This window comes from Desulfosporosinus sp. HMP52 (assembly GCF_000765145.1).
Classification (GTDB): domain Bacteria; phylum Bacillota; class Desulfitobacteriia; order Desulfitobacteriales; family Desulfitobacteriaceae; genus Desulfosporosinus.
Map to the genome: position 1 here is coordinate 51,229 of NZ_JMGA01000004.1, position 13,965 is coordinate 65,193.

General features: G+C 39.7%; 11 protein-coding genes. 9 read left to right on the forward strand and 2 right to left on the reverse strand.

The features are described from left to right. Positions 1-1,158 (reverse strand): DNA cytosine methyltransferase, encoded by a 1,158-nt coding sequence (locus tag DP73_RS01755; protein WP_034597033.1) that lies wholly within the window; start codon positions 1,156-1,158, stop codon positions 1-3. 303 nt (positions 1,159-1,461) lie between these two features. On the opposite strand from DP73_RS01755, the gene greA reads away from it, so the two are divergent. The 8 genes from greA to DP73_RS01795 all read left to right on the forward strand — a co-directional run bounded on the left by greA (position 1,462) and on the right by DP73_RS01795 (position 12,038). Beyond that, on the forward strand, positions 1,462-1,932 hold the full coding sequence (gene greA / locus DP73_RS01760) for a transcription elongation factor GreA (RefSeq protein WP_034597036.1): 471 nt from the start codon (positions 1,462-1,464) through the stop codon (positions 1,930-1,932). Positions 1,933-2,712: 780 nt separating this feature from the next. Then, the gene (locus tag DP73_RS21900) at positions 2,713-4,041 is read left to right on the forward strand and encodes an ATP-binding protein (RefSeq protein WP_242865665.1); all 1,329 of its coding nucleotides are present in this window, start codon (positions 2,713-2,715) and stop codon (positions 4,039-4,041) included. Between the two features lie 251 nt (positions 4,042-4,292). Next, entirely contained in the window at positions 4,293-5,069 is a 777-nt protein-coding gene (locus tag DP73_RS01770; protein WP_034597077.1) for a DeoR/GlpR family DNA-binding transcription regulator, read from the forward strand. A 78-nt stretch (positions 5,070-5,147) separates the two neighbouring features. Further along, complete coding sequence (locus DP73_RS01775; protein WP_034597039.1) at positions 5,148-6,323, forward strand: DegT/DnrJ/EryC1/StrS aminotransferase family protein; 1,176 nt, start codon at positions 5,148-5,150, stop codon at positions 6,321-6,323. 767 nt (positions 6,324-7,090) lie between these two features. Further along, positions 7,091-8,674, forward strand: a complete 1,584-nt coding sequence (locus DP73_RS01780; RefSeq protein ID WP_034597041.1) for a [FeFe] hydrogenase, group A — start codon at positions 7,091-7,093, stop codon at positions 8,672-8,674. Between the two features lie 16 nt (positions 8,675-8,690). After that, positions 8,691-9,467: a 4Fe-4S dicluster domain-containing protein gene (locus tag DP73_RS01785; RefSeq protein WP_034597043.1), complete on the forward strand. Its 777-nt coding sequence runs from the start codon at positions 8,691-8,693 to the stop codon at positions 9,465-9,467. Between the two features lie 29 nt (positions 9,468-9,496). Continuing rightward, complete coding sequence (gene nrfD / locus DP73_RS01790; RefSeq protein ID WP_034597045.1) at positions 9,497-10,720, forward strand: NrfD/PsrC family molybdoenzyme membrane anchor subunit; 1,224 nt, start codon at positions 9,497-9,499, stop codon at positions 10,718-10,720. Positions 10,721-11,006: 286 nt separating this feature from the next. Next, the gene (locus DP73_RS01795; RefSeq protein WP_034597047.1) at positions 11,007-12,038 is read left to right on the forward strand and encodes a 4Fe-4S dicluster domain-containing protein; all 1,032 of its coding nucleotides are present in this window, start codon (positions 11,007-11,009) and stop codon (positions 12,036-12,038) included. Here the strand turns inward: DP73_RS01795 and DP73_RS01800 are convergent. Further along, complete coding sequence (locus DP73_RS01800) at positions 12,035-12,265, reverse strand: hypothetical protein (protein WP_034597048.1); 231 nt, start codon at positions 12,263-12,265, stop codon at positions 12,035-12,037. The two genes, DP73_RS01795 and DP73_RS01800, sit on opposite strands and share 4 nt — an antisense overlap. Before the next feature lie 606 nt (positions 12,266-12,871). On the opposite strand from DP73_RS01800, the gene DP73_RS01805 reads away from it, so the two are divergent. Then, positions 12,872-13,324: a hypothetical protein gene (locus DP73_RS01805; RefSeq protein WP_034597049.1), complete on the forward strand. Its 453-nt coding sequence runs from the start codon at positions 12,872-12,874 to the stop codon at positions 13,322-13,324. Positions 13,325-13,965 lie beyond the last annotated feature (641 nt).

The following is a 13,965-nucleotide window of genomic DNA, read 5'->3' on the forward strand; positions in this document are numbered from 1 at the left end:
TTAGGGTTTCTCTGACCTATTCAAAAGTTGCTCATGGACAGATGTACCGCGAGTTCGCCGTGTTTTTATTACTGCCTTATTGTTAGCAACAGCAATTAGCATTTGCCCAATTGCTATACCTAACCCCGTAGGAACTGCGTTGCCTATTTGACGGTAACAATCAGTTAGTCTACCTTCAATTCTCCAATTGTCAGGGAACTGTTGGATACGAGCATATTCTTTTACAGATAATGCTCTGTCCTGGGTAGGATGGCAAAGCATTGTGGCTTTTTGCACAGGACTTGTTACTAGAGTAGGTGAGGGTTGGTCATAATCTAAACGACGATAGAAGCCTGCATTTCCACCTCCGCTCTGGAATGCACCACCCATTGCAGTGCGAACCACTTCAGAGGGTAAGTTCCTCCAATTGCCGCCCATGGGGATATCTCGCAAATAAGACAATCGTTCTGGGGAAAATGTCGCATATAACCCCGGATCAGCCTCTAAATCCTCAATGGCATCCCGTAGAGTTCTCCAGCGATAAGAGGAGTTTTGATGGGTCTGAAAATGGGTAGGGAGAGGCAAAAATACGTTTTCATTGTCACGGGAACCTACGATAATGAGTCTTTCTCTGAATTGCGGAACCCCGTAGTGAGCTGCATCCAGAACACCGTAAACCAGTTTATATCCTAACCTACTAAACTCTTGTTTAATTACCTCGAATACTGACCCGGCAATTTCAGCCGGTTCTAAGGGGCCATCTCCTCGTCCAACAAGTTGATTTATTGCTGCTGACAACAAACCTTTGACATTTTCCATGACAAAAAAGCGAGGGCGCACAATACTTATCACATGAATGAATTCCATAAATAAACTTCCACGAGGATCATTTGTGCCCATACGTTTACCTGCAGTACTAAAGGGTTGACAGGGAGGGCCTCCCACTACCGCAAAAGCTTCCCCGACTTTAAGTCCTGATGGATCAAGCAAGAAACTACAGTTGGGGTCATTTGCCACCAATTGACGAATATCGCCATGTACAAACTGACGATTGTTTGCGGCCATGGTACGCGCGCACCATTGGTCGATATCCTGCGATATTTTAATATCCAATCCCGCTTGCTCTAAACCTAAATCTAAACCCATTGCGCCACTAAACAAAGAGATAACGGGATACATCCGGAAAACTCCTTCCTATAAAAAATATGCACCTTTGTATTCTATAAACTTAATGCTTATTCCTCTAATAACTCCTTTTAAGGTTGCTAACCAACAGCAGTGGATTGTAGTTCATCTAGATGGATAAGAACTGAATCCTTGACAATATTTTGCAAGATCCATATAATAACCATGATGTAATTAAAGATTATTATGAAGAAAAGATTCAAGCTTATAATGGTATAAGCATACGAAGGGTTAATAGTGCGCGGGGCGATAAAAAAAGTGCACAAAGAGTAGGGCGAGAAAAGGGAGAGAGATACTATGGCTGAAAAAGAAGTTATCTTAACATTGGAAGGCCTCAAAAAGCTAGAAGAAGAGTTAGAGCTAACTAAAACTGTAAAGAGGCGAGAAGTTGCCGCGCGTATTAAGCAGGCCATTGACTTTGGGGATATTAGTGAGAACTCTGAGTACGATGATGCGAAAAATGACCAAGCCTTTATAGAAGGACGGATTATTACCCTTGAGAAAATGCTTAGGAATGCGCGGATTATTGATGAATTAGAGGGAACGGATACTGTGGCGGTTGGGGCAAAAGTACGTCTGAAAGACCTGGAATTTGGTGATGAGGAAGAGTATTTTATTGTCGGCTCAGCAGAGGCTGATCCCGGCACGAATAAAATATCCAACGAGTCTCCAGTGGGGAAAGCGGTCTTGGGTCAAACTAAAGGGTCTGTTGTAGAAGTAAATGTTCCTGTAGGTGTCATACACTATCAAATTCTGGATATTAAATAAGAGCCCTATAGAAATAAAGATCCAAGAATTTAGTTAATTTCACCACTCCCCTTAAGTTAAAAAGGAAGTAGATTGCTCATCTAAATGCTCTAGCTAAAATGCTAGGGCATTTTGTTTTCCTACAGGATTAAGAGCTTCTGGTCTTTTGAATTTTTCACCTGGGTTTATAACAAAGAGAAATGATTTTTCATTCGACGGGATTTTTCTTTTTTTTCTAAAAATCTTAAACTAATAGCAGGAATATTAGGGATAACGTGGAAAGCTTCAAATAAGTTAATAATCTCCCGATTTTTAATTAGTTTAAGCTTTAGGAGGATCATGTTGAGCACTGATTTAGAAAAACAAAACATGAAAATTAGGTGCGACATTAGGATTATTAACAATAAAAGGATGAGATTCCTCTCAATTATGTTTTTGATTTTAATCTCCATCATATTATTGATCGATAATAATAATAGAGTCACAGGCTTATGGCATAATAATAATGCGTATGAACTATTATGCTATATTCATATATCTTTTTTTTGCATTGCGGTCTATGGTATCTTGATCAGTTATTTAGATAAGGAATCTCATAAAGAAATCTATTTGCTGGTTAATCTCTTTCTGGGTCTAAACATGAGTTCTTTACTTTCGGGTTGGGTATCTCCCTATCTGAATGGTCAAATTTCTGTATATATTATCTGCTGTCTTTGTGTCTCCATTTTGTTTTCACTAAGACCTAGATACTCAAGTCTTTTATTTATACAATCGTATTTGCTCCTCATAGTTGGCTTATATATGAATCAGACAAACTTAGAAACGTTTCAAGCCAATTTAATGAATGCTTCTTTAGTCTTTCCTATGGCCCTTTATATTTCAATCATCCTTTACAGATATACAGAAAGAGAATTGTATAATAAATACAATTTAGAGCACTTAGTAAAAGAACGAACAAGTGAATTATTGCGGGCAAATAATTTACTTAAAGCAGAGACTTCTCAACGGGAACAGATGCAAAGGGAAAAAATAGAGCACCTTACGAAATACTTAACGTTAGAGGTCGAACTTTCTCGTAGTAACCAACTTATCGCAGATATTATAAAGAATATGCCAGATAGTTTTTTTGCTATCGATAAGAACTGGCAAATAACCTATATCAATCGTGCTGGAGAGATAACCTTTGCCAAATCTCACGCTGAGTTAGTTGGAAAAACAATAACTGAATTATTCTGGGTCACTGACACCGTCCTCAATCACTTCTACGAGGTACTGACTGAAAAGAAATCCGTTTCCTTTGAATTCTTTGCCAAGGATTTAGGGGATAAATGGCTGGAAGTTAGGGCGTACCCAATGGAAAGTGGCCTGACTTGTTATCTTAGAGATATTACAAGCCGAAAAATAACAGAACACGAATTAGCAAGACTTGATCGACTTTACCTTGTAGGGCAATTGGCCTCAGGACTTGCCCATGAAATTCGCAATCCCCTTACAGTAGTACGTGGATACCTACAACTATTGGGCTCAAATTCAGCTTTTGGAGACAAAAAATCAGCCTTCGATCTAATGATTTCCGAATTAGATCGAGCCAATGCTATCATCACCGAATTTCTTTCCCTGGCTCAGATCAAACAAACAGACCTAAAAACTATGAACTTAAATGGAATCCTCACTAATCTATATCCGCTTTTAAGCGCAGATGCTACTAATCAAAATAAACAAATTCAACTCCTTCTTGGTGAGATACCCGACCTAAGGCTAAATTGTAAAGAAATCTCTCAAATGGTTCTGAATTTTGTCCGCAATGGTCTGGAATCTATGGATGCAGGCCGCTCACTTACGATAAAAAGTTTTAGAGAAGATAATATGGTCGCTCTGGAGATTATTGACGAGGGATGTGGCATACCACAAGAAAACCTTAACAAGCTAGGAACCCCCTTCTTTACGACTAAAGACTACGGCACGGGACTTGGGTTAGCGACATCGTATAGAATTGCCGAATCTCACAATGCTAAGATTCGTGTCCTTTCCAGCTCTACCGGGACAAGTTTCTGCATCCTGTTTCCCATACCGGAACAAGGACAGGACGCCAGTAAGTCTGAAGCTGAACTTCATTCGTTTTCCGCTTGATAAATCTAATGATTAGGAAATCACTATTTCTATAAGAAAACGGTCTTTTTCCATTGTAGAAGTGGAAGGGACTGTTTTACTTTATGTTATGAAGTGAAATCTGGATGAACCTTGGGTTAGGTCATAGTTATAAGGTTTCTCTGCAATTGCTTACAATAACTTAAAAAAGCAGATTAATGCATGAACGCGCAGAAAAAACAGTGGAAAAAAGCACAAAACGTGATATGATTAGTATCAAGGAGTTGTTAAATATGTTTGCTGAGGAACGTCAAGAGGTAATCCTTGCAAAACTAAAGTCTCTCGGTAGGGTATTTGCAAAGGAGCTGGCGCAAGAATTTGAAGTCTCCATTGATACCATTCGCAGAGACCTTACAACCATGGAACAAAAAGGTCTTATAAAAAGAACCCACGGAGGGGCAGTACCGTTATCAAAGGTCAGAAGATTTCCTATCGATGATCGGATTAGGTATAGTGAGGGAACGGAGCATCAGAATGCAGTGGCTAAGCTCGCTACATCATTTATCGAGCCAGGTGACACTGTTTTTATCGGCGGGGCCAGTATCCACTATGTTCTATTGAAATATCTACCGGTTGATTGGAATTATACAGTAATCACAAATTCCCTGGTTATTGCTGATAAACTTCAACATCAACGCAATATTGAAACCTATATCGTTTGCGGAAAAGTTAAAAGTGAAGAAGGAATCGTCGATCCTTTGGCCACAGAATTCATGAGAACTTTACGCCTAGATACGGCTTTCTTAACCGGTGGAGGGATCTCTGCAAAACATGGTCTAAGTAGCTCAACTCCCGAAGGAGCAATTTTTCAAAGAACCGTAGCAGAAGTTTCACGGCAAACTGTCTGCCTGGCTAATTTTGACAAAGTGGGAACGGAATTTTTTGCCAAAACCATTGATTTGAAAGGTTTAGATATTCTCATCACTGATTGGGAAGCACCCCATGAGGAAATTGAGAGAATTGAAGAGTTAGGGGTTAAGGTCTTAATTGCCCAGGAAAACTACCTTTAGCAGATAATTGTTTGAATGAGAGAGATAAAAGGAAACCTATTTAAAAGTTCTAGAAATGAATTATGGAGGCGTTTAATAATGTACAAAAAAATACCCTTTTCACCACCTGATATAACTGAAGAAGAAATTTCAGCCGTTTCAGAAATTTTAAGATCCGGTTGGATCACAACAGGTCCCAACACTGGATTGTTTGAACAAGAATTAGCAGCTTATTGCGGTACCCAGTATGCGGTAGCTTTAAATAGTGCTACAGCAGGCATGGAGCTGATTTTAAAAGTTTTAGGTATAGGTGGAGATGATGATGAAGTGATAACAACTCCTTATACCTATGCTGCAACCGCCAATGTACTTGTTCATCGTGGAATTATGCCAACTTTTGTCGATGTTAAGAAAGGAAGCTTTCTGATTGATGAAGAGAAGATTTATAGCGCGATTACGCCAAAGACAAAGGCGATAATGACCGTTGACATTGCAGGAGTCCCGGTTGACTATGATGGTATAAGGCAGATTCTCAAAACACTGGGTCGGGAAGATATTACTTTGATTTCTGATTCTGCTCATTCCTTTGGGGCTGCGTATAAGGGGCAGAAAGTTGGAGGGCAGATGGATTTTCATGTGTTTTCTTTTCATGCTGTAAAGAACTTAACCACAGCAGAAGGGGGAGCCATTACATATAATGACAACAATTTTAAGGGTAAGGAAGACTTATATAAGGAATTCAAATATACATCCTTACATGGGCAAAATAAGGATGCTTTGTCAAAAACCCAGGCCGGTGCTTGGAAATACGATATCTTGACCGATGGATTCAAATGTAATATGACCGATATTATGGCAGCAATTGGACGGGTTCAACTACGACGGCATGAAGAAATGATCAGAAAAAGAGCCGAAATCCATGAAGTATATAGCGAAATACTTGGCGCAAAAGAATGGGCGATTCTGCCGCTTGATAAAAACCATGAAGTAGCAACAAACTATCATTTATATACCCTAAGGCTGAAGGATTTTAGCGAGGAACAAAGGGATCGCGTAATAAAGATGTTAGGTGAAAAGGACATCGCCACAAATGTACACTTTATGCCGCTGCCGATGTTCACCTTCTATAGAAACCTGGGTTACAGACTTGAAGATTATCCGAATGCCCATGCTCAGTATGCCAATGAAATTTCACTTCCCCTTTATTCGAAGCTGACAGTTGATGAAGCGGAATATGTGGCAAAGGAACTTATCGAGTGTATTGAAATGATTTAGCAGGATGGAAATCGGGATTAAGGCGATATAGATATAAAAATCCGAAATAACATAATAAGTAATTAATATTTCGGAGAGGATTATAATAAGTAGTGAGAAAGAAAGCGGAAGCCTTTTTATGCAGGCTTCCGCTTTAATTTGACATAGGATTTGCTTTCAAGGGGTTTTTAAACAAGTACATTTCATTTTGTTAATAGCCTAGTAAGGCAGCTTGTTTTTACAATAAGTAAATGAGCTCAAACCCTTACCAATAGGCCATCTGGGCCTTTTTGAAATCACATGTTCAATAGTTTCGAAACCTTCTAAATGTTTATTTAACTACTAAAAATTTTTTTTATGTACTTAAACGTGACAGATAATATGAAGAGATTAAACTATAGAGAGTTGAATGTTTCGGAAAAACAAACATTAAAGAAAGGAGCACAAAATCTTAAGCCTAGAGATTTCTGAATTGTGTCTGCGATTCACACAACCCTTATTGTTCATTTAGCTATTATTATCCATAACCAATTCAAATTGCAACCCATTTTTTTATTTGATTTTTATTTTGTTAAGTTTATATGGAATACGATTAGACTCAAATCTCTTATATTGATTGCTCAGTGACATTCAAGTGGAATTGTTCACAAAAATAAAAGTTTTATCTCTATAGACAATTTAAAAATTTTAAATATTCAACAGCCTTCGTTAAAATGCAAATCAACTGCTTTTGATTAGATTCAACAGCGATTTGCAAGAGAGTTTACTAAAAAGAGGTGGCAAAACACATGGCAAGCAAAGCAGGACAAGTGAAAAATTTATCTAGACGTTCTTTTCTCAAGTTTGTTGGAGGAACAGCAGGTTTGGTCGGTATCTCGCTAAACTTGACTGGTTGTGGAGACCCAGCGACAGCTGATGAAGCCATTGGTGGCAATGGCTGGATGCCAACCCAATACAACGCACCAGGTAACTGGCCTACCAGTGTTCGTGGTCGCGTTCCCATTGATCCGGAGAACCCGGCAATTGTCAGGGATGACCAAAAGTGTATACTTTGTGGCCAATGTATTGAAGTATGTGAGAGAATTCAATCAGTTTTTGGAAATTATGAACTGCCCATTAAAAAGGAATTCGTTTGTGTAAATTGTGGCCAATGTATTCAATGGTGCCCATCCGGAGCAATTTCAGAACGGGATGATGTTAATAAAGTATTCAAAGCTCTCGCAGATCCAAACGTTACAGTTGTAGTGCAAACTGCGCCGGCAACTCGTATTGGTCTGGGCGAAGAATTTGGTATGCCTGTAGGAACTAATGTTCAGGGCAAACAAGTTGCCGCCTTGAGAAAATTAGGGTTTGACGTAGTTTTTGATACTAACTTTACAGCTGACCTGACCATTATGGAAGAAGGCACAGAGCTTGTTAAGCGTGTCACTGGCGAATTGCATCACCCTATTCCGCAGATGACCTCATGCTGTCCTGGCTGGGTTAAGTTTGTGGAATATTTCTATCCTGAACTTATTCCTAATTTATCATCAGCGAAGTCTCCTCAGCAGATGGAAGGGGCTTTAATTAAAACCTATTTCGCAGAAAAGAAAGAAGTAGATCCCAAAAAGATCTTCTCAGTTTCCATCATGCCTTGTACAGCAAAGAAATTTGAATGTCAACGCCCGGAAATGAATTCAGCCAGTAAAGAGTTAAATGATAGTAATGTTTCCCCTGATGTAGATGTAGTTCTTACAACAAGAGAACTTGCCAGAATGATCAAGCGAGCAGGTATTGATTTCGCTTCCCTTCCGGAAGAGGAGTACGATAAGTTGATGGGTACCGGAACAGGTGCAGGAGTAATCTTCGGCACGACCGGTGGCGTTATGGAAGCTGCAGTACGTTCTGCCTATTTTCTGATAACTGGGCAACAACCACCCGCTGCGCTTTGGAATTTAACTCCGGTAAGAGGAATGCAGGGTGTTAAGGAAGCAGCAGTTAATATTCCCGGGGTGGGAGATGTAAAAGTTGCTGTAATTTCCGGTCTGGCTAATGCCAGAAAGGTAATGGATCAGATGAAAGCAGGTAATGCACCCTGGGCTTTCATGGAAATAATGGCTTGTCCCGGAGGCTGTGAATATGGCGGCGGTCAACCCCGTGCTTCATCACCCCCTTCAGACGAAGATCGCAATAGACGTGCTGCATCTTTATACAATATTGATGCCAAGTCCAAACTGCGCAATAGTCATGATAATCCTGAGATCAAACAAATCTATGCCGATTTCTTAACCGCTCCGATGAGCGAAAAAGCAGAAGAACTTCTGCATACACATTATGTTTCCAGGGCGGATGATTTTATTCCTAAAAAATCCGAAGAAAACAAATTATTTTAAGTAGGAGGTGGAAAAAATGGCAAAGGGAGTACTCGTAGATATACCGAAATGTATAGGCTGTGAAAGCTGTTCGGTCGCCTGTAAATTGTGGAATGAACTTGAATGGGATGAGCAGGAAAAATGCAAGACAGCTGCAGACAGAGCGAAAGAACCTAACAACGGCTTATGGCCTGAAGAATGGACATCAATTAATCGTTTTGACCTGGAAAAGGACGGCGAATCCGTCGCACGATATGTTAAAGCCCAATGTATGCACTGTGAAGATCCCGCCTGTGTATCATCATGTTTCTCCAAGGCATTCCAGAAGCTTCCCGAAGGACCGGTTATCTATGATCAGTCGCTGTGTGTAGGCTGCCGCTACTGCATGATGGCATGTCCATTTGACATCCTGAGATACGAATGGAAGAAAGCTATTCCAGGAGTAAGGAAATGTCAAATGTGTGCCACAAGAGTCGCAAATAACCAGGAAACTGCCTGTACCTCAGTCTGCCCGACAGGAGCAATTACCTTTGGGGACAGAGAGGAATTACTGGCCGAAGCAAAAAAGAGAATCAAAGAACACGGTTATGTAGATAGAGTATTTGGAGAGAAAGAAGCAGGGGGAACATCCTGGCTTTATATCTCAGATACCCCGTTTGAGCAGATGAGATTCAGAACGGATGTAACAACCAAGCCGTTGCCGTCTTATACAGAAGGATATATGAAAGCTACACCATTTGTGGGAGTTGGCTGGGCGGCTATATTAGCCGGATTATATGTCTATAACAATAAGGGCAAGGAACCTCTAGATTAATACATTAAAAACAGAATGGAGGGAAATGTATGGAACTCATCACTACCGTCTTAAGTAAAGCAGGCGCTAAAAAGTCCACCGTGAAGTGGAAGTTTAAAATGACCCCCATGAGATGGGTGTTTACGGGCATAGCGGCTGCAGCTATAGCAGTAATCCTGGTGCGTTTTGTCTTAGGCTTGGGAGCGACTACCAACCTTAACGACCAGTGGCCATGGGGACTCTGGATTTCATTTGACGTATTGTTAGGGGTAGCCCTGGCAGGAGGCGGATATGGAACAGCCCTTATAGTATATGTGCTTCGCCGGGATAAGTTTTACCCCATCGCAAGAAGTGCAATGTTGACATCATTATTAGGTTATATTGTGGTTGTACTCGGTTTATTGATTGAAGTAGGACAATGGTTCAACTTCTGGAGACCTTATGTATCATGGGGACATGCCAGTGTATTGTTTGAAGTATTTTGGTGTATTTCCTGTTATACAGTGATTCAGATCTTGGAATTCTGCGAAGTTGGAACCGAGAAAGTATTTAAAGGGGCCCACAAATACCTGAAGAAAGCAATGCCTGTAATGCTGATCATCGGTATTACTCTGCCAACCTTGCACCAATCATCACTGGGCCAACTGTTTTATCTAATGGTAGGTAAAGTAAACCCACTTTGGTGGACAGCATTTCTGCCGGTGTTCTTCCTGTTATCCTCATTCTTCGTCGGGGCCGGTATGATTGTTATCGAAAGCACTTTAGCCGGTAAGGCACTCAATCATAAAGTAGAAATCCCTGTTTTAAGAGGGTTGGTCAAAATTTCTGCCGGAGCCATGATCTTGTATCTGATGTTAAAGATCACGGATATGGTGGTAAGAGGAACCTTTGCCAATGCTTTTGCCTTTGATTTGCCCAGTATCATGTTCCTGAGCGAACTGACTTTCGGGGTAATAATCCCTGTAATCATAGCATTCAGTTCCTTGTCCAGCACCCGTAAGGGCCTGATCTGGTTTGGAATACTTACCGTAAGTGGAGTTGTTATGAATAGGTTTGATGTACTGTTCACAGGAATGGGAAAATATCTGAACCAATACGGCGGATCTTATGTCCCTGCCGTGTCCGAGTTTATTGTCAGCTTAGGATTAGTGTCAATAGCTTGTTTAGCTTACCTATTCTTAGCCGAAAACTTTAATATCTTAGGCAGTCATGGATCAGAGCATGCCGATGATATTGAGATCAAAGATGGAAAATACGCTTCCACTGCGAAGTAAGCATTTAGCTTAAGCTATCCACTTAATCCCTCTGATTAATTTCAGAGGGATTGAGTGGATATATGAAATTAATTAGTTGCCCAAATTTTTACGATATAAGATATACACGATATACCCTATAGGATGTTTACTAAACGGACGAGGTTAGATAAGTTTCTGCTTGAAAAAGCCCTTGAAAGAGTCAACTCAACTTATGCCAGGTTAACTAATTATCTGTGTTTATTAAGTTTTAATATAGATTAAAATTCGATAGTAATCTTATATAACCGTTCAGAGAGGTGTCTTAATGATGAATAATTGTCTGATTGTATATAATCAAAATAATTGTCTCAATGCAAAAAAGGCCTCTGATAATCTTTGCCGGTTATGTATCGACTCCTGTCCCCATCAAGCCATTTCTATATATCGAGAACTTGATGCTAAGCGCTGCACAGAGTGCGGGATTTGCACGGCAGTATGTCCCAGCGATGGATTTGTCTATCGCGATACAGATACGCTCTATGATTATCTCAAAAATTCAGAGAAGATTGTTTTAAACTGCCCACAAGCAATTCCGGCAGGTCATGAAATCCCTTGTCTCGGAATTTTTGACAGGGATTTATGGCTGACCTTAATGTTATATGCCAGAGAGAAAGAATTAACCATATTTACCGGAGAGTGTGCAAATTGTCCGGATAAAAAAGCATGCGGAATAAGTGTGCAGATTTTTATAGAATTGCACAATGCATGGGCAGATCATCCACAGTTATTGATTAAAGTTGCAGCTGACAATGGAGAGAGTGAATCAACGGTGTCAGTTCAAGCCCAGAACGAGAGTAGGGGTTGGCGGGACATCGGACGTGAGAAATTTGAAGCAATCCGAGCAGGGAATACTTCTCTTGAGCCATATCTTATTCCAAAGACTCGGCAATTCTTTGAGGAAACCTGGAAAGCCGTAAAATCCGAAATCGATATGCTCCCTATAGCGGCTTTAAAGGTGAGGGAACAATGTACAAATTGCGGGGAATGTCCAGAGATTTGCCCGCAGGGTGCTTTATCGAAAACGGACACCAAGGAACAGTTGACCTTGATATATGAACCACTGAAATGCGTCCACTGTCAAAGATGTGTCAGTATATGCCGTTCTAAAGCGTTAACTATGGAAGTTAAGTCCTTATCTTATCGTTTGCTAACCGGTAAAGTTCTTTTGTATCAAAGAAAGCGACGTTTTTGTGCTTCATGTAATAAGCAAGTATTTGATGACTTCGAGCCACCTTTGTGTATGGCTTGTGCGACAAGAGATTATGATGAGCGGGTATTATCCCTGGGCTCACATTAATTATAATTTGTAACCATAATAATTATAGTATAGATGAATAGGGATGCGACGATTATACTCGCTGAAATAAGCCCTCTTCTTCTATCTTCTTGGGCTTCTAAAACAGTGGCAGTATAGTTGTTCGGTGTCCTTAAATAGTAGATAGCAGCAGTTCCTTTTGCAGTCGGATTGAAGTTATCATTTATCTTTTTGTTGCGGTTATCAATTACATAATATCTCCCTCTCATAAGCTTCTCTCCTTTTCAGGTAATATGTTAATGGCACCTTAGCAAATCTTTAAAATCTAGCTGCCTCACGGAATATACATTTCTGTTGTTAATAACCTAATTTTGAAGACATCACTTCCTCCTTCTTCTCATTATATACAGAGTTCACTAAGTATTCTGAATTTCCTGCCTATCGACAAAAATAATTGATTGTCGACTATTTTTGTGTGCCTATCTACTTGATTATATCATTTATACAGCCTATGTTGCCCTCAAAATTGGAAAGGTATCCGATTTTGAGGGCATTATGCTTTATGTGAAGTTTGCTGCACCATAAGCTTGGCCTAAGATTTCTTTAAGAAAGTAACAGAAGGTAACAGAACGGACAGGGAGAACTATAAATGTATCAAGATATTGAGAATCGATGGCTTATAGTTATAATTAGCAATATTATACTTTTTAAAACATGTGATCAGACAAGTACAGGTCCCTAAAAGAGGAAATATAGGAGAATAGTGGAATATAGTTATTATAAGGAACTTTGAGCTTCCGTTATTGACAGACTGATCTATTACTCTTAAGTGAGAGATCACTTAGCTCAACGCATACGAGGAGGGGAGAAGCCAAGTGGAAACAAGTCAGTTAAGGAAATTAAGGTTTATCGAAGGTTTGATAATGAACATTGTCTATGTATTAAGTTTAATGTTGATTTTCGTAGGGCCAATGTACCTAGGAATATCCCCACGTCTCATGGCCAGTTTATTATTGCTAATGACTTTGGGTTCCATTGTATTCAGTCGAAGGTTAGGGAGCTTTTTCTACAACAAGATATTTCCATTTATGAAACCGCTTTGGGATTATGATCAACAGAAATTTGTTTCGGAAGGGATCAAATGGGGCAGGAGGTTGGTTGAATCTCTAACGGTTATTGGCCTGATATATCTTGTAATATATCCTTGGCCATTTCCAGAGCGGATAAATTGGTTATCACTAAAGTACTCAATGCTAGGATGCTTGACAGGATACAATATCGGAATGGTGTGGAATGTCTTTACAGAAAAATTTGATTTAGCAGGGTAATCCTGAAAGTGGGAAAGAAGTTGAATAGGCTTTTTCTTAAAAAAAGGTGACACCACTGGAGTGCCCATAAATACGGCAACCATGCTGGGGCTAAATGTTTTATAGGATGACGTTCTTGCATGTTTAAAACTCCTAACAATTAATTTAACGAAATGGACCAATTGAATGTTACTATGGAATTAGGAAGGGTGCGTTTTACACAACCAGCAGTAATAGTCGGAAAGAGGGGAGACAAAGAAAGTTACCGAGGGGTTTCCTAAAGACTTTATTGCAGACACTGCGAATCAAAATTGCTACGCATCTATCAAAATTTCAACGATATTCCTTCTCTGGATGTGGTAAGAAGGAAGCGTTATAAGATGCCAATTCAAATTGGCCTGTACAGGCCAATTTGAATTGGCATCTTTTTGACCTATCACATTCTCTCCTGACGTATGGGATGAACTAAAACATTAAGGAGTATTCTCTATATTGAGTTGATCGAATCCGACAAAAACTGATAAAACTCATTAAGTAAACTGTAGATTGTGCTTTTGGCATTAAATTTGATGCCATTTAGAACTACTGTTAATTGTATTAACCGTGCTATCTTTGGACTAATAGTATTCACTGGAATAATATTTTCAATAAAAGGGAGTTGA

Excerpts from the sequence above, each read along its gene's own strand:
- DP73_RS01755 (WP_034597033.1), bottom strand. The coding sequence starts at position 1,158 with ATGTATCCCGTTATCTCTTTGTTTAGTGGCGCAATGGGTTTAGATTTA.
- greA (WP_034597036.1), top strand. The coding sequence starts at position 1,462 with ATGGCTGAAAAAGAAGTTATCTTAACATTGGAAGGCCTCAAAAAGCTA.
- DP73_RS21900 (WP_242865665.1), top strand. The coding sequence starts at position 2,713 with ATGAATCAGACAAACTTAGAAACGTTTCAAGCCAATTTAATGAATGCT.
- DP73_RS01770 (WP_034597077.1), top strand. The coding sequence starts at position 4,293 with ATGTTTGCTGAGGAACGTCAAGAGGTAATCCTTGCAAAACTAAAGTCT.
- DP73_RS01775 (WP_034597039.1), top strand. The coding sequence starts at position 5,148 with ATGTACAAAAAAATACCCTTTTCACCACCTGATATAACTGAAGAAGAA.
- DP73_RS01780 (WP_034597041.1), top strand. The coding sequence starts at position 7,091 with ATGGCAAGCAAAGCAGGACAAGTGAAAAATTTATCTAGACGTTCTTTT.
- DP73_RS01785 (WP_034597043.1), top strand. The coding sequence starts at position 8,691 with ATGGCAAAGGGAGTACTCGTAGATATACCGAAATGTATAGGCTGTGAA.
- nrfD (WP_034597045.1), top strand. The coding sequence starts at position 9,497 with ATGGAACTCATCACTACCGTCTTAAGTAAAGCAGGCGCTAAAAAGTCC.
- DP73_RS01795 (WP_034597047.1), top strand. The coding sequence starts at position 11,007 with ATGATGAATAATTGTCTGATTGTATATAATCAAAATAATTGTCTCAAT.
- DP73_RS01800 (WP_034597048.1), bottom strand. The coding sequence starts at position 12,265 with ATGAGAGGGAGATATTATGTAATTGATAACCGCAACAAAAAGATAAAT.